A 16,325-nucleotide genomic window follows, 5' to 3' on the forward strand; every position below is an offset into this window, starting at 1 on the left:
GCTAAATCGACTAAAGCACAAAAAACTTAAGACCTTTCTTTTAAAAAATTAAACAAAAGTTCTGAAAAGCCCATTCCGCCGCTTAAAGCCTTGCTCATAGTATCATTATACATTGATGAGTAAATTTCATCACTTGCCTTGTCTTTTTCAAACACAGAGACCTTGTCTTGCAAAGATACATCAAGCACAGTCTTTACCATAAAGGCTTCAAAAGCGTCAGTTTGCTCTCTTAAAGCCTCATCAAATTTTTTCTCTTCTTCCTTACTTTTTACATCCTCTAGCTCTCTTTTTTTGCTATCTATTAGATGTGAATTTAAAGAAGAATTATATCTAGCTAAAAAATTATCTACTTGCATCATATCACCTCTAATTCTGCACTTATAGCACCGGCTCTTTTTAAATTCTGCATTATGGCTATTATATCTGTAGGACTTGCTCCTAGTTTATTTAGCATTCTAGCTACATTTGCAACTGTTGTTTTTTGAGAATTAATCTTAACCGTATTTGAGGCTGGGTCTATAACACCACCATCTTTCATGTCTAATTCATTTTGAGCCACAGTTGTTGTATTAGAATTTGGTTCTATCTTTATAGTTATATCCTTGTGTGTGATGAGTATTGGCTCTACTTCTATGTTTATGCCAGCTATTATGGTGCCAGTTCTTTCATCGATTACAACCTTGCTTTCTGGTGAAAAATCAACCTCTTGTTCCAAAACCCTAGCCATAAACTCAACCGCAGAAACTTCATCTGGCTTGCTAAGTCTTATGGTTCTTGAATCAATAGCTTGTGCAATCTCGCTATCAAAAGCGAAATTTAAAGCCTGTTGTATGTCGTTTGCTGTTTTAAAAGAAGCTGTTTTTAGGCTTAATGTGAGATTGTTATTTTCTGCAAAATTGTAAGGGATTTCTCTCTCAACAGTTGCTCCGCTCATAATAGTAGCACTTGTTGAGTGATTTCCACCCCTTCCTCCAACGCCGCCGCTAAGACCTCCAACAGCTACCACGCCTTGTGCTATGGCATAAATTTCGCCGTCAATCCCTCTTAAAGCGGTAAGCAAAAGTGTTCCACCTTGCAAAGACTTCGCATCACCCATGGATGAAACGGTTATATCTATCTTATCTCCACTCTTTGCAAAGGCCGGCAAATTTGCTGTAACCATAACGGCTGCTGTGTTTTTTGATTTTATATCATCTGGACTTATTTTTATATTCATTCCTTGAAGTAAATTTGATATGGATTGTATGGTAAATTCACTATTTGTTCCGTCTCCACTGCCGTTAAGACCCACAACTAAACCATAGCCAATAAGCTGATTGTCCCTAACCCCAACAGTATTAGCCAAATCCTTAACCTGTGCTGCTTTTAAGCTAAAAAGCATAAGCAAAAAAAGTGTTAAAATTCTCATATTTTTCCTTCAATCTTTAGAATTTCCACAATATAAAGCAAATTATGTTCCAAGATATTCATGGAAAAAATTTACAAATACAATAAAACTATTAAGCAAAATTTCAATAAAATAAGCTTTTTAATTTTAACTTAGGGGTTTTTATGCGTGGATATAAGATATTTTCTGGCTCGGCAAATTTGGAATTTGCAAAAAAAATTTCAAAGTATCTATCCTTGCCACTTAGTAATGCTAGCGTGAAAAGATTTAGCGATGGAGAAATAAGTGTTCAAATCGATGAAAGCGTTAGGGGAAAAGATGTTTTTATAATACAAAGCACCTGTGCTCCAAGCAATGACAATCTAATGGAAGCCTTAATCCTAACAGATGCGCTTCGCCGCTCAAGTGCTAGCTCTATAACTGCTATAATTCCTTATTTTGGCTACGCAAGACAAGATAGAAAGGCTATGCCAAGAGTTCCAATCACTGCTAAATTAATCGCAAATTTAATGCAAACTGCTGGCATTGATAGAGTGGCTACTATAGACTTGCACGCTGGACAAATTCAAGGGTTTTTTGACATTCCTGTTGATAATCTTTACGGAAGTATAGTTTTTAACGAATACATACAAAGCAAAAATTACAAAAATCCTATAATAGCAAGCCCTGACATAGGCGGCATAGCAAGAGCAAGGTCTGTAGCTAAGGCTTTGGATTTAGATATAGTTATCGTAGATAAAAGACGGGAAAAAGCAAATGAAAGCGAGGTTATGAACATCATAGGAGATGTCGAGGATAAAGAAGTAATCTTAGTAGATGACATCATAGACACAGCAGGAACGATAGTAAAAGCAGCCGAGGCCTTTAAGCAAAGAGGTGCAAAATCCGTCATAGCTTGCTGCACTCACCCTGTTTTAAGCGGCCCTGCTTATGATAGAATTTCTAGCGATTTTTTAGATGAGCTAGTAGTAACTGACACCATACCTTTAAAACAAAAAATGCCTAAAATAAAAGTTTTAAGCGTGGCGCCTATATTTGGAGAGGTTATAAGAAGAGTATATCACAATGAAAGCGTGAATTCTTTATTTGTGTAATTAGCACTATTGTTGTAGTGCTAATTTGCTTTTAAGCTCCTCGCTTAGGATTATCTTTTTTCCATGCTTATCAAGACTTACGAATGTGGCTTTTGCGCTTACTAGGTCTTTGATTTCACAAAAACCATCATCGCTAAGCCTCTTAACATCCACACGCAAAGCTATGTCCATGGAACTTTTGCCTACCTTTACTATATCAGCATAACACAAAACATAATCGCCCACTAAAATAGGCTTTTTAAAATGTATCTCATCCATGGCTATGGTAACGCTTCTGTTTTGAGTAAATTCTTTCACAGCAACGCCGGCGGCTAGGTCTAAGTTGCTTCATTATCCAACCGGCACTGATATTGCTTTCATTGTTTCTTTTATCGCTTGGCATAGCTATTGTTTTAATTCTTGCTTCTTGCATATAAGCTCCTTAAAAACCGTGCAGACGCTTAAGTTCTTCGTCTATTGGTTTTTTCTTGCCGTCTCTTGTTACGCTTACAAAGGTTAAAGTAGCAGATGTTACAGGAACACACATTGTAAAACCCTCTTGATTTACCCTATCAGCGATAACCTCAACATCAACAGTAATTGAAGTATTGCCAACCTTTACAACCTTTGCGTAACAAGAAAGTATGTCGCCAACGTAAACAGGTTGTTTGAATATAACCTTATCCATAGATATAGTAACGGTTCGTTCAGGTGCTAACTCTCTTGCTGCAACAGAACCAGCCAAATCAATTTGAGACATAATCCAGCCGCCAAAAATATTTCCAGCAGGATTTGTATCGCTTGGCATAGCTACAATTTTTAATTTGGGCTCACCCATATCCTTTATAGATGATTTCATAGCTAACTCAGCAGCCATTTTAACTCCTTGTTTTGAAAATTTTATTATAATCAATTTTCAAAAACTACAAGGACAAAAGCTATGAATAATTTTAAAAAAGTGGTAAAACTTACTCACAAAATGCAAAATCAAATGAATTTGGCTTTCGAAAATTTAGATAAAAACCTAAACAAACAAGGCAAAAACATACTAAAACTAAGCAAAGAAAAAGAAAGCAAAGAAAGCAAACTAGCTGTGCTTAAAAGAATGCTAAGTCTAAATGAAAGCGCCTTGGATGAAATTTTAAAGAAAAATTATAAGCAAGAAAAAATTTACAAAATAAAGAGCAAAATTTACAAAGAAGTGGCCTCTTTTCACATGAAAAAACACAAAATGCTTATAAAGGAAATCAAAAAACAAAAACTCCTTGATGATTTTTACACATCCTTGCTTGAAAACACTCACAAAATAGGGCTAATTATCAACAAAATAGCGTATAAATGGGGTAAAAAATTACATAAAAATCACAGTTTCTTAGAAAATAAATTTAAAAACCTTGATGAGAGCTTAGAATTTTTAAAAGAAAATAAATTTTACAATACCTACGCTGATGGCAAAATCTGCGAGCGTTCTTATTCCATACTAGATATAAAGGATGAAAATATTAGCTTTATACCTTATAGCATAGCTTTTAAAAAGGAGATGAAAGAGCTTGAACAAGCCTTTGATAATCTTTTAACAAAACTAAAAATAAGGTCTAAAAACAAGGAACATAAGAATTATATAAGCTATCTTACAAAACTAAAAAAGGCATTTTTGCAAAAAGATGATAAAAAGCTAGTAAGCTCTTGGCAAAATGCCGAACTTGCTTGGCTAAAGCTAAAAAGCCCCTTACAAATAGCACATCCTTTGGAATACTACGAAGATATTTACACAAAATCTGTTGCCTTTGAATTTGATGTAAGGATTAATGATGAGTATGATATAAATTCTAAAGATTACTCAAACTACTACGAAAACTCGCTTTTAAAGATATTTTCTAAGTTAAATTTTAAAGATGAGAAGCTACTAAAAACTTGCGTGGCTAACATAAACAAAACAAATCTTTATATCTGCACCCCTATGCTTTACTATGGTTGCGAGCTTAACGGACTTTTTTCAGCCCAAGTTGTGCCAAATGATGAAATGGTAAGCAAAAAACTTGGCAAAAAAATCTTTGCTTTCGTGAATTTCGTACATGAAAATAGCAAGAAAGCTCCATTTATGCAAATTTCCAGTGAAGTCTTTGATAAGGACTTTTTGGACTTTTCACGCAAAATTTTATTTCAAGATAAGGAAAAATGGAAAAAAGTTTATGAGATACTAACTATAGGACATGAATTTGGACATATCTTTTTCATAGATGAGGATAGCGAACTTAAGATGAATGAAAGTGCTGTCTTTAAAAACATAGAAGAATTTAAGGCCACCTCATCGGCACTTATGTGCTTTTTCTTGGATGAAAAGCAGGATTTAAAACTAGCTGTCTTAAATGATTTTATAAAAAGAGCCGTATCTTTAATAGCTTATCAAGAAATCGAAGATATAAAGCCCTACTACACCGAAGCCTTAATAAGCCTGCATATACTTTTTAAAGCAAAGGTTCTTAGCTTTGATACAAAATTACACATAGATTTTAGCTTGGCTGCTTATGAAAATTTCAAGGCACAGTTTATAAAAGTCTATGAAAAGCTAGCAAAACACTACATCGACAAAAAAGACGCGAAAAACTTTTTGTATGAATTTTGCACTTTAGAAAACAAAATTTTTCTGCCTAAAGATAAGGAGTGCAGGAATTTTGTCTTGTATTATTATGATTTGCACAAAAAATTAGCAAACAAAATAGATGAAAGCGTGAGCGCCAAGGACTACTTGAGTTCGTAGCCCTCTTTAAAGATTAGATAACTAAGTGCTTTAGCTATCTTTAAACGCTCGAAAAGTTCTTTTGCCAAGCTGATATCATCTTCTTTGCCTTGATTTTTCTCATCAAAGTATTGTAATTTATCAGCATAATATATAAAATCATCATTTGCCACAGCCAAATACCCCAAAGCCTCTTTAGAAAGTATCTTAGTCTGCTTTGTGCTTACAAGAGGGCTTCCAAAGGATACATATTTGTATTTATTTGGCGCTACTAAATTCACTATGCTAGGAAGTATATCAATGTGAGAGCCCGTTTTGCTCAAGCTTTTAATATCTAAGGCTGGGCTGTAAATTATCAAAGGAATGCTGTTGCTGTCTTTGAATTTAGGATTTGCAAAAGGATATTTCATATCATAATGATCCCCTGTTACTACAAAAAGCGAATTTGGGAATTTAGCAGAGGCTTCTTTTATAAAAGAACTTATTTGTATATCTTGATAAATTATGTGCGATAGTATCTTTCTTAGCATGGTTTTATCTGAAATTTTATGAGAATTTTTACTGATAAACTCATCTATTTTTTCAAAAGATATATTAAAATCCTGAAGCGGCACATCATAGGGCGGATGATAAGAGGTCGTAAGTATCATGTTAAAGCTTTTTTCATCTTCTTTTGTATTTGCTAACAAAAATTTATACAAATACTCATCATAAGCACCCCAAGCGTTAAAATACGGCTCTTTGAGCTTATTTTTCTTGGCAAAATCTATGATATGAGTGTTGTAAAAGATTTTTTCAAAACCCTGCGAAGCTGTGTAAACATCAATCTTTTGCCAGGTTCCAGAACCACCATAATAAAAATTACTCTTATACCCTAAGTCTTTAAGGATATAAGCAGGAGCACTCTTAAATACAGGGCTTTTACCCACTGATAAGCTTAGCGGAATTTCAAAGTTAAACAAACCGCTAATTTGCACATCAAGGCTTCTAATGGTTCCTGTGGCATTGTGCAAAATATCGCTTTTGTAGGCCTTGTATTCTTGTATAAATTTTTTCATATTATCACTTAGGCCAAGCTCTTTAAATTCATCATTAAAATGCCAGGCAGAATAAGACTCAGCTATGACGTAAAATATATGTTTTATCTCTTTAAATTCAGGGTTTTCAACCTCTTTGCTTAAAAGAGTGGCCAAATTTATGCCGCTTTGCTTGCTGTAATTTGTATCAAAAAAGAAATTCACAGACTCAAGCACAGTTTTATCGGTATAATCAGAAAAATCGGAATTAAAAATCTTTTTGTAAGATTTTATAACATAAGCAAGGTCTCTAAAAGAACCAAAGGTGCATTTTCTTAAAAAATCATTCTCAACAGGTATTAACTCCTTGCCCAAAGAAATTCCCTTAAGCCCTATTTGTCCATTGATAGCAAACAAACAAGCTAAGAAAAACACGGCAAAAACTATGGAATTTTTAGCTGTCTTTTTGCTTTCGTAATTTTTAACCTTAGAGATTAAAGAAAAAATCTTTGAAAAAACAAAATAAAACACCGTGCTAAGCAAGAGCCAAATTATCACCTTATAAGTGAAGTTAAAACCACCATTTAAAGCCGTTTCAAACATAGCCTGCTTATCATCAAAGATAAGCCCAAGCAAGGTAGCATTAAACACATCTTGATAAATTTCATAAAAGGCTATGTTTGCAAATTCTACAAATACCGTTATAAAAATCAGCAAAAAGGCATAAATTTTGGCTATTTTGTCATTTAAAATTAATAACAAAAAGAAAAAAACAGCCGCACAAGCACCTATTATCTGCCCATCATACCTAAAGGCATTTATGAAAAATGTAGCAAGATCATTAAAATTGTAAAGGCTTAAATTTCCTTGATAAAATCCCAGATAAACAACAAAAATAAGCCTTAATAACAAAAATAAAGAATACAAAAAAACAAGGAAAAATAAAGATTGATAAAGCACTGTTTTAAAAGTTTTCATCTTTTTTTCCTTAAAAAAACAATTATAAAAACTACAGTTTTAAACAAAGAAAAAAGCCACAAATACACGCAAAATAAGGAAAATAATGCATTTTCGAAACTCCCCCCCCCGCCAACAAAAACACTAAAAAGCGCTATAAAAGCCACCTTTTTATCGCAAAAATAAAGACAAAGCAAGAAAACAAAAATAAAAGGCATATAAAAAAGCTCATCATAAAAAAGTCTAGCAAAAACGAGGTCTAAATTTGACAAAAAGGCCACGGTGCCAAATATAAAAATGAGAACAAAGGCTAGAGGATTATAAGTTTTTTTAAAGAAAAAAACATTCAAAAAAGCAAAAATAAGTAAGCAAATCGCAAAAAGCGAAGGCTCATCAAAAAAGCTATAAAGAAGCTGTGCAAAGGAGTAACTTTCTAAAAAATCACTCTTATAAATAGGCACAAAGGCTAAAATACAAAGCAAGGCAAAAGCAAAGATTTTAAAAACAAATTTGCTAAAAACTGAATTTGCAAGCAAGGCTAAGGAAAGTATCAAAGCTAAGGAAGTTAAAAGCATTTTTTATCCTTAATCATATTTTCTATAAAAGCTAAGGTTTTTACATCTACCTTTATATTTTTTCTATTATAGGTGTAGCTTAAGTACAAAGAATTATCATCTATAGCAATGCTTGGGTATGAAACTTCATTCCCTTTATCTATGACATAAAGTTCGCAAAAATCGCTACCGTTAAGGTAATAAAGAGCAAGTTCTTTGCGTCTGTTTTTCTCATCATCGCTTTTATTTTGTATCAAAAAACTTCTAAGTTCATTATTTGAGTTATAAAAAGAAAAAAGTAAATTTGAGTTATCATAATTTTTAAGCTTAGTTCTTAAAGGCTCATCACAAGTAAGCTTTGTATCACACTTTTGCAAGAATATATCATTGTCATAAGAGTTAAAAGAACGAAAGCTAAGCAAAATTTCCTTTTCATTTAATGCACTTATGCTTGGTTGAAGCTGGTTTTTAAGCTCATTAATTTTTTTTGCATAAATAAAATTTCCGCTCTCGTCAAAATAAGCTAAAAGCGGAAATTTCATAGCAAATTCGTGATATATTGGCAAGATAAAGCCTTTATTCGCGCCGGAATTTGGCTCTTGTAAGGAGATTGGGTGATTTCTAACAAGATGAGAAAAATTAGCAAAAAGGCCTAATTTAAGCTCTCTGACAAAACTGAGCTTTTGCAAATTCTCATCAAAAACAAGATGATAAATTTTAGAAGTAGACCAGCCGCCAAGCGAAACCCCCACAACAAAAAGATGTGTTTTTGAATTTAAATCTGTAAAAATTACCGGATTTCCAAGTTTTTTTATGAATTTATTGCTAAATTCTGAGAGCATTTTAGCGTCTAAAATTTTTTCAGGCTTTTTTAAAGACTGCTCATCGCTTAAAAAGCTTCTATATATAGCAACATCAGTGGCACCCTCCCTGCTGCCAGCGAAAAATACTACCATTAAGCCCTTTTTTGTATGTGCTAATGATGAAGAGTGGGCTGAATTTAGGCTATTATCTAAGCTAAGGGTAAAATTATGTGCCGAGCTTTCATCCTCAAATTTAGGGCTTGGCACAAAGCTCATATTATTAAAATTCACATCTTTTAAAGGATTGTTCACAAACATAAAAATCATAAGTAAGATAAGCAAAACAAAAAAAATTACAAAAATTCTCATAAATCAACCTTAAACAAAAAGCTTGATTATACACAAAAAATCTCTAAGAAATCCTTAAACAAAATATAAACAAAGTATCAAAAACTAGGCATTTCACAAGCAAGCTGTAAAATATTTTGCAATATTTCTTTCTTTGTTAAACTTTTTTATTATAAAATACCCCATTGATAAAACAAATTTTTTTAGGGAGAAATAAAATGGCAACTTTTGATGATGTTAAAGCTGTTGTTGTAGAACAATTAAGCGTTGACGGTGATTCTGTAAAGATGGAATCTAAGATTATTGATGATTTGGGTGCTGACTCACTGGATGTTGTTGAGCTTATCATGGCTTTAGAGGAAAAATTCGGTGTAGAAATACCTGACAGCGACGCTGAAAAACTAGTCAAAATAGAGGATGTTGTAAACTACATAGAAAACCTCAAAAAATAAAACAAGTATAAATCCAAGGAGTTGGTTTTGACAAGAGTAGTAGTTACCGGTATGGGTATGATAAATGCTCTCGGTTTAGATAAGGATAGCTCCTTTGATGCTATTTGTAGTGGCAAAAGCGGTGTTGATAAGATTACTTTATTTGACACAAGCGACTTTCCTGTGCAAATTGCGGCTGAAGTCAAAGGCTTTGACCCTGCAACCATAATAGACGCTAAGGAAATAAAAAAACTTGACCGCTTTATACAGCTTGGCATTAAAGCTGCAAGAGAGGCTATGCAAGATGCAAATATCGAAGAAAACTGCGATAAGGAAAATTTTGGCGTAGTTTCTGGCGCTGGCATAGGCGGCTTACCTAACATAGAAAAAAATTCTGTAACCTGTTTTGAAAAAGGTGCAAGAAAAATAACTCCGTTTTTTATTCCTTCGGCCTTAGTAAATATGCTAGGCGGCGTTATCTCTATAGAACACGGACTTAAAGGACCAAATTTAGCCTGTGTAACTGCTTGTGCTGCTAGCACCCATGCTATAGCTGAAGCCTACAAATCAATCGTACTTAAAAGCGCTGAAAGAATGCTAGTAATCGGTGCTGAGGCTGCTATTTGTCCGGTTGGCATAGGTGGCTTTGCTGCTATGAAAGCATTATCAACTAGAAATGACGAACCAGCCCTAGCCTCAAGGCCTTTTGACAAGCAAAGAGATGGCTTTGTGATGGGCGAGGGAGCGGCTGCTTTAGTGCTTGAGGATTATGAAGTGGCTAAGAAAAGAGGTGCTAGAATTTATGCTGAGTTAGTAGGTTACGGAGAAAGTGCTGACGCACACCACATCACATCTCCAACACTAGATGGCCCTCTAAGAGCCATGCAAAAAGCCTTAAAAATGGCTAATAATATACAAATAGACTATATAAACGCCCACGGTACCTCAACTCCAGCGAACGATAAAAACGAAACAGCTGCGATAAAGGCTTTATTTAAGGATAAAATTCCACTTGTAAGTTCTACCAAAGGACAAACAGGACACTGTTTGGGTGCGGCCGGTGCAATAGAAGCGGTAATTTCTATAATGGCCTTAAATAAAAGCATAATTCCTCCTACCATAAATCAAATAGAAAAAGATGAGGATTGCGACTTAGATTATGTGGCAAATTCAGCTAGAAAGCTTGAATTAAACGCTGTTATGAGCAATTCTTTTGGTTTTGGCGGAACAAACGGCTCTTTGATATTTACAAAGGTAAGATAAATGGCATCTTACCTTGAGTTTGAAAAAAACATACAGCAAATTGATGAAGATATAGTTAATGCTGAAATCAAGGGTGATGCAGCCGCTATATCTATACTTAAAAAGAATTTAGAAAAAGAAATTTCAAAAACTTACAAAAATTTAAGTGATTTTCAAAGACTGCAACTTGCAAGACATCCTGATAGACCTTATGCACTTGATTATATAGAATTAATTTTAAGCGATGCTCATGAAATTCACGGAGACAGAGCCTTTAGAGACGACCCGTCTATAGTGTGTTTTGCTGGATACATAGGCTCTAGAAAAATTATAGTAATAGGCGAACAAAAAGGCAGAGGTACTAAGGATAAAATTTATAGAAATTTTGGTATGCCACATCCTGAAGGTTATAGAAAGGCTTTAAGGGTGGCTAAATTAGCTGAAAAATTTAACATTCCGGTGCTATTTTTGATAGATACTCCGGGTGCTTATCCTGGAATTGGTGCAGAAGAAAGAGGGCAAAGCGAAGCCATAGCTAGAAATTTATACGAATTAAGCTCTTTAAAAACCATCACAATAGCAGTTGTAATAGGCGAAGGCGGTAGCGGTGGAGCTTTGGCCATAGGCGTTGTGGATAAATTGGCTATGATGAAAAACTCTGTTTTTTCTGTCATCTCGCCTGAGGGCTGTGCTGCTATTTTGTGGAAAGACCCTGCAAAAAGCGAACAAGCAGCAAAGGCTTTAAAGATAACTGCTGACGATTTAAAATCTCAAAAATTAATAGACTTTGTGATAGATGAACCCATAAATGGAGCCCACAGAGACAAAGAAAAAGCCGCTGCAAATATAGCTTCTTATGTAAGCAGGTGTCTAGATGAGCTTGAAAAACTAGACAAAAGAGAATTAGTAGCAAACCGAATGCAAAAAATCCTATCTATCGGTGCCTTTTCTACCTCTAACAGCAAATCATAAGTTTAAAAAATTTAATAATTAAAAGACTTGGTAAAAAATTACAAAATTTTTATGATAAAGCCTTGACTGATACCAAGTCTCAAGCATTATAATACGCTAATTTAAAAAAAATTTTTAAGGAAATTTGATGAAAGAAATTAGCGAAGAAATTTTCACACAAGAAAGAGCCTTATTTAAACAACATGCAACAAAGATAAAAAACTGCGTTTTCAAAACAGGAGAATCAGCCCTAAAGCATGCAAGCAAGATAGAACTTATCGCGAGCTGTTTTGAGTATAAATACCCACTGTGGTACTGCGATGATATAAAGGCTACAAATATAAATTTTGCCCTGGAGGCTAGAAGTGGAATTTGGTATAGCTCTAACATAAATATGAATAACTCGAATTTATCCTCGCCCAAAAATTTTCGGCATTCTAAAAATATAAAGCTTGAAAACACTCATATGCCAAATGCAAACGAAAGCTTTTCATCTTGTGCTAATATAAGCTTAAATAATGTTTATGCGAATGGGGATTATTTTATAACGCATAGCAAGGATATAGATGTTAATAATCTAAATATAAACGGCAATTACTGCTTTGATACTTGTAAAAATATCACTGTTAAAAATTCTAAAATCATCAGCAAGGACGCCTTTTGGAATTGCGAAAATGTAGAAGTTTATGATAGTTTCATAATAGGAGAATACCTAGCCTGGAACAGCAAAAATATAAGCTTTATTAATTGCAAAATTCAAAGCCTACAAGCTCTGTGTTACATACAAAATTTAAGGCTTATAAATTGCGAGCTTTTAGATACTACCTTGGCCTTTGAATACTCAACGGTTGATGTTGATGTAAGCTCTAAAATTCAAAGCATTTTTAACCCAAAAAGTGGTATCATAAAGGCAAAAAGTATAGATGAAATACTCATAGATGAAGCAAATTCTAAGGATGTACAAATCATAACAAAGGACTAATATGAACTTTGATACAAAACACAACCGCTTTAGCACAAATTCTGTAAAATGGAATGTGCCTAAGGATGAAATTGCCATGTGGGTTGCTGATATGGACTTTAGGTGCTCAAAAGCCATTATAGACTCTATGCAAAAGAAGCTTGAATTAGGAATTTTTGGCTATGAATTTGTACCAAAGGCCTACTATGAAGCGGTGGTGTTTTGGTACAAAAGCAGGCATAATCTAAGCCTAAAAGCAAATAGCATTTTGTTTTGTAACGGCGTGATACCGGCTATTTCAAGCATGATTAGAAAACTTAGCTCTGTGAATGACCACATCATAGTGCAGTCACCAATTTATAATGTCTTTTACTCTTGCATAGAAAATAACGCAAGAAAGGTTGTTGAAAACCAACTCTTATACGAAAATGGCAGATACGAAATAGATTTTGCAAATTTAGAAAAAGAACTTAGCAATCCCAAGGCTTCGATTATGATTTTATGCAACCCGCACAACCCAAGCGGCAAAATTTACACACAAAAAGAATTAGAAAAAATTTCTAAGCTATGTAAAAAATACGAAGTCTTATTAATTAGCGATGAAATTCACTGCGATATCAGCACACAGCCTTACACCCCTCTTGCAAAGATAGATAAAAACTCTGTAACAGTAACATCTCCAAGCAAAGCTTTTAACATAGCCGCGCTTCACTCAGCAAGCATAATAACTGAAAATGAAAAACTAAGATACAAGATAAAAGAGGCCATAAACACAGATGAAATAGCAGAGCCAAATTCCTTTGCTATAGAAGCAAGCATAGCAGCTTATAAGCACTCGCACAAATGGCTTGATGAGCTAAATTTATACATAGAAGAAAACAAAAATTTCACAAAAAACTTTCTAAGCAAAAATACTGATTTGTTTGTAAGCGGAGGCGAGGCGACTTATTTAATGTGGATTGATTGTGAAAGCATTAGCAACAATACTGATAAGTTTTGCGAATTTTTAAGAAAAAAACACAAACTTTACGCGCAAAAAGGCTCTATTTACAGAGGAAACGGACAAAAATTTATAAGGCTTAATATAGCAACTTCAAGAGAAACCTTAAAAGAAGGATTAAAAAGATTAGAAAATGCTTTTAAGGAGGCTAAAAAATTAGCATAGTTGTTTTACAGGCTTGTTAATCCTTAGTTTACTATATTTTATCACACTACATAATAAAATAAAGGAAGTCTATGCCTGTTTTAATCAAAGCGCAAAATTTATGTCTTGGCTATGATGAGCTTGTGATTAATAAGGCAAATTTTACCTTTAAAGATAGTGATTTTATCTTCATCACAGGCAAAAGCGGCAGCGGAAAATCAACCCTGCTTAAGTCCTTTTATGGCGATTTAGAGCCACTTTCTGGCAAGCTAACAGTTTGTGATAATGAACTTGATAATATCTCCAATGCAAATTTATTACAACTTAGACAAAAAATAGGCATAATTTTTCAAGACTATAAACTCATCAAAGAATTTAATATAGAAAAAAATGTAATGCTGCCTTTAATGATAAAGGGTTATAGCAAGAAAATTTGCGAGGAACAAACCGCGAAATTGTTAAAGCATGTGGAATTAACCTTTAAAGCCAAGAAAAAGCCTGAACAGCTATCCGGGGGAGAACAGCAAAGAGTGGCTATGGCTAGGGCTTTAGCGCATAATCCTAAAATACTTTTATGCGATGAGCCAACGGGAAATTTGGATGAGTATTCCTCAGATATCATTTGGACGCTTTTAAAATCAGCTAAAGAATTGCTAGGAACCTGCGTAGTTGTTGTAACTCATAGAATTCCTACGAATTTAAGGATTGATTATCGCTTATTTAATATAGAAAATGGGAAAATGAATGAAATTTTTTAGGACGCATTTAGGGCTTATCTTTCCTATCTTTTTTATGATGTTTGCCTTTGAGTGTATCTTGATTGTAAATCAAAGCGTTAGAAGCTACGAACAGGCTTTTAATCAAGATTACAACATAATAATAGCAAGCACAAAAGAATTAAGCAAAGAAAACTTAAGCTCCACTGTGCCACAAATTTTTTCACTAAAACAAATCGAAGTAAAGGATTTGCTAAAAAAATTACAAAATGACATTTCCGCTTCGAATTTTGAGGCACTTGAAAAATCTTTGCCCAAATTTTACAGCATAAAACTTGATTATTTGCCAAATCAAGACGAGCTAGACCTTATAAAAACCAAGCTATCAACAAGTCCAAATATAACAAAGGTGGAAGTCTTTGCAAAAACCTATGATAATGTATATACCTTACTTGATTTGATTAAGTCTATTTTGTGGATATTTTTATTTATTATTATCATTTTAAGCTTGGTTTTGTTTTTAAAACAAATGCGACTTTGGCTTTATGAGCATAAGCAAAGGATTGAGATTATGTGCTTGTTTGGCGCGCCTTTTTGGTTTCGCTCGCTAATACTTTATAAGATAGTCTTGTTTGACTGCATTATCTCAGCCTTATTTTTGTTCGTATTTTTTGAGTATGTTTGCTCTCTTGATTTTATAAAAGATGTTCTTTTGAGCATAAATGTACAAAGTGCTGATATAAATTTCTTACTTCACATTAGCATAATATTTACAGCCACAGTTTTTGTATCCTTGCTATGCGTGAATTCAGTTATGTTTAGAGTAAAAAAATGAGAATATTTTTTCTTGTTTTTTTGTTTGTATTTGCACTGTGTGCAAATGATGAGCTAAATAAAGATTTAAAAGAAAACGAAAGAATTCAAAAACAGCTTAACAAAAAGCTTGAGGAATTGGCTCAAGACATAGTAAAAGGAGAGCAAAATTTAAAGCAAATCGCAAGTCAAATTCAAAGTCTAAGCACTAAAAGTACAGAGCTTAAAGCAACCGTAGACAAACAAAGCAAAGAACTTGATACGCTAAATTCGCAAAATCAAAGTTTATTAAAAGATAAAAATGAAATGGAAAACAAGCTTATAAGTCTTATAGCTAAGGATTTTTCGCTTGATTTGGCTATTCCAAGTGGTTATTTAGAAAGCGAGGAAAGCCTTATAATATTTGAGGTTTTAAATAATTTAGACCTTGTTTTAAAGGATGAATTTTACAAGCTTTCAAAGGATTATGAGCAAATTTCAAAACTCATTAGCCAAAAACAAGGTCAAATTGATAAAATAAATGCAAATTTAAATAATTACAAAGAGCAGCTAAGCTCGCTTGAAAGCCTTAAACAAAGGCAAATAAACGAGATTAAAGAGCAAAAAAGCAATAGGGTTATTTACAATAAAAGATTAAGTGATTTGCAAAAAAGGCAAGAGGAGCTAAGAAAGACCTTAGAGGACTTGCAAATCACCTCAAAGCCGCCCGCAAAGGCAAATCAAAATGTAAGACAACTAGGCTCAAGCTACCAAGGCAGCAAGGTTAAAAAATATAGCGGTAGAAAAACAATAGCCCCGCTTGATTCTTTTACTGTAAAACAAAAATTTGGAAATTTCATAGACCCAATTTACAATATAAAGCTTTTTAATGAAAATGTAATCTTAAAAAGCAATACAAAAAATGCCACAGTAAAAAGCGTTCTAGCAGGCAAAATAGTATTTGCAAAAGAAACAAATTTATTACAAAAAGTTGTAATCGTGGAGCATAGCAACTCCCTACACACCATATACGCACATCTAGATAAAATTTCACCCACCATAAAAACAGGCAAAAATGTCAAAAAAGGAGAGGTTTTAGGCAGGGTTAAAGATGATTTAAGCTTTGAGGTTACTCAAGAAAAATTTCACATAAATCCCTTAGAATTAATCAGTCTAAATTAGTTCGTTATTAAGCCTTTTAGAGTATAAT

General features: G+C 33.6%; 18 protein-coding genes. 10 read left to right on the top strand and 8 right to left on the bottom strand.

The annotated features are described in order from the left end of the window. Positions 1–26 precede the first annotated feature (26 nt). A complete protein-coding gene (locus CAV_RS06415; RefSeq protein ID WP_094325696.1) occupies positions 27–356 on the bottom strand; it encodes a hypothetical protein in 330 nt (109 codons plus the stop codon). Next, positions 356–1,408, bottom strand: coding sequence for a flagellar basal body P-ring protein FlgI (locus CAV_RS06420; RefSeq protein WP_094325697.1), 1,053 nt, complete (start codon positions 1,406–1,408; stop codon positions 356–358). Before CAV_RS06420 ends, CAV_RS06415 begins: the two co-directional genes overlap by 1 nt. A gap of 143 nt (positions 1,409–1,551) precedes the next feature. Here CAV_RS06420 and CAV_RS06425 point away from each other — a divergent pair, with 143 nt between their 5' ends. Continuing rightward, complete coding sequence (locus CAV_RS06425) at positions 1,552–2,481, top strand: ribose-phosphate pyrophosphokinase (RefSeq protein WP_094325698.1); 930 nt, start codon at positions 1,552–1,554, stop codon at positions 2,479–2,481. 6 nt (positions 2,482–2,487) lie between these two features. Here CAV_RS06425 and CAV_RS06430 read toward each other — a convergent pair whose 3' ends face one another. From CAV_RS06430 to CAV_RS06435, 3 genes are read right to left on the bottom strand one after another with little or no spacing between them, the layout of a single operon-like run. Then, complete coding sequence (locus tag CAV_RS06430; protein WP_094752843.1) at positions 2,488–2,778, bottom strand: acyl-CoA thioesterase; 291 nt, start codon at positions 2,776–2,778, stop codon at positions 2,488–2,490. Then, positions 2,732–2,893 carry a hypothetical protein gene (locus tag CAV_RS08995; protein ID WP_169711640.1) on the bottom strand — a complete coding sequence of 54 codons (162 nt, stop codon included), beginning with the start codon at positions 2,891–2,893 and terminating at the stop codon, positions 2,732–2,734. Before CAV_RS08995 ends, CAV_RS06430 begins: the two co-directional genes overlap by 47 nt. Before the next feature lie 9 nt (positions 2,894–2,902). Beyond that, complete coding sequence (locus CAV_RS06435; RefSeq protein ID WP_094325810.1) at positions 2,903–3,307, bottom strand: acyl-CoA thioesterase; 405 nt, start codon at positions 3,305–3,307, stop codon at positions 2,903–2,905. A 93-nt stretch (positions 3,308–3,400) separates the two neighbouring features. On the opposite strand from CAV_RS06435, the gene ciaB reads away from it, so the two are divergent. Continuing rightward, positions 3,401–5,221: an invasion protein CiaB gene (gene ciaB / locus CAV_RS06440; RefSeq protein ID WP_094325700.1), complete on the top strand. Its 1,821-nt coding sequence runs from the start codon at positions 3,401–3,403 to the stop codon at positions 5,219–5,221. Here ciaB and CAV_RS06445 read toward each other — a convergent pair. Genes CAV_RS06445 through CAV_RS06455 form a run of 3 tightly spaced genes read right to left on the bottom strand, consistent with a single transcriptional unit; the run spans position 5,206 to position 8,899 of the window. Further along, positions 5,206–7,194: an LTA synthase family protein gene (locus CAV_RS06445; RefSeq protein WP_094325701.1), complete on the bottom strand. Its 1,989-nt coding sequence runs from the start codon at positions 7,192–7,194 to the stop codon at positions 5,206–5,208. The genes ciaB and CAV_RS06445 overlap by 16 nt on opposite strands. After that, on the bottom strand, positions 7,191–7,748 hold the full coding sequence (locus tag CAV_RS06450) for a hypothetical protein (RefSeq protein ID WP_094325702.1): 558 nt from the start codon (positions 7,746–7,748) through the stop codon (positions 7,191–7,193). Before CAV_RS06450 ends, CAV_RS06445 begins: the two co-directional genes overlap by 4 nt. Beyond that, positions 7,739–8,899 carry a sialidase family protein gene (locus tag CAV_RS06455; protein ID WP_094325703.1) on the bottom strand — a complete coding sequence of 387 codons (1,161 nt, stop codon included), beginning with the start codon at positions 8,897–8,899 and terminating at the stop codon, positions 7,739–7,741. Before CAV_RS06455 ends, CAV_RS06450 begins: the two co-directional genes overlap by 10 nt. Positions 8,900–9,096: 197 nt before the next feature. On the opposite strand from CAV_RS06455, the gene acpP reads away from it, so the two are divergent. From acpP to CAV_RS06495, 8 genes are all read left to right on the top strand, one after another. Beyond that, the gene (acpP, locus tag CAV_RS06460; protein WP_094325704.1) at positions 9,097–9,330 is read left to right on the top strand and encodes an acyl carrier protein; all 234 of its coding nucleotides are present in this window, start codon (positions 9,097–9,099) and stop codon (positions 9,328–9,330) included. A 27-nt stretch (positions 9,331–9,357) separates the two neighbouring features. Further along, on the top strand, positions 9,358–10,572 hold the full coding sequence (locus CAV_RS06465) for a beta-ketoacyl-ACP synthase II (RefSeq protein ID WP_094325705.1): 1,215 nt from the start codon (positions 9,358–9,360) through the stop codon (positions 10,570–10,572). After that, positions 10,573–11,523 (top strand): acetyl-CoA carboxylase carboxyltransferase subunit alpha, encoded by a 951-nt coding sequence (locus CAV_RS06470; protein WP_094325706.1) that lies wholly within the window; start codon positions 10,573–10,575, stop codon positions 11,521–11,523. Between the two features lie 127 nt (positions 11,524–11,650). Continuing rightward, positions 11,651–12,484: a DUF3737 family protein gene (locus tag CAV_RS06475; protein ID WP_094325707.1), complete on the top strand. Its 834-nt coding sequence runs from the start codon at positions 11,651–11,653 to the stop codon at positions 12,482–12,484. A gap of 1 nt (position 12,485) precedes the next feature. Further along, on the top strand, positions 12,486–13,628 hold the full coding sequence (locus CAV_RS06480) for a MalY/PatB family protein (RefSeq protein WP_094325708.1): 1,143 nt from the start codon (positions 12,486–12,488) through the stop codon (positions 13,626–13,628). Positions 13,629–13,699: 71 nt separating this feature from the next. Next, positions 13,700–14,365 (top strand): cell division ATP-binding protein FtsE, encoded by a 666-nt coding sequence (locus CAV_RS06485; RefSeq protein ID WP_094325709.1) that lies wholly within the window; start codon positions 13,700–13,702, stop codon positions 14,363–14,365. Then, entirely contained in the window at positions 14,352–15,158 is an 807-nt protein-coding gene (locus CAV_RS06490; RefSeq protein ID WP_094325710.1) for an FtsX-like permease family protein, read from the top strand. Before CAV_RS06485 ends, CAV_RS06490 begins: the two co-directional genes overlap by 14 nt. Further along, positions 15,155–16,297 carry a murein hydrolase activator EnvC family protein gene (locus tag CAV_RS06495; RefSeq protein ID WP_094325711.1) on the top strand — a complete coding sequence of 381 codons (1,143 nt, stop codon included), beginning with the start codon at positions 15,155–15,157 and terminating at the stop codon, positions 16,295–16,297. Before CAV_RS06490 ends, CAV_RS06495 begins: the two co-directional genes overlap by 4 nt. Positions 16,298–16,325: the final 28 nt, after the last annotated feature.

It is taken from the genome of Campylobacter avium LMG 24591 (genome assembly GCF_002238335.1).
GTDB lineage: Bacteria > Campylobacterota > Campylobacteria > Campylobacterales > Campylobacteraceae > Campylobacter_D > Campylobacter_D avium.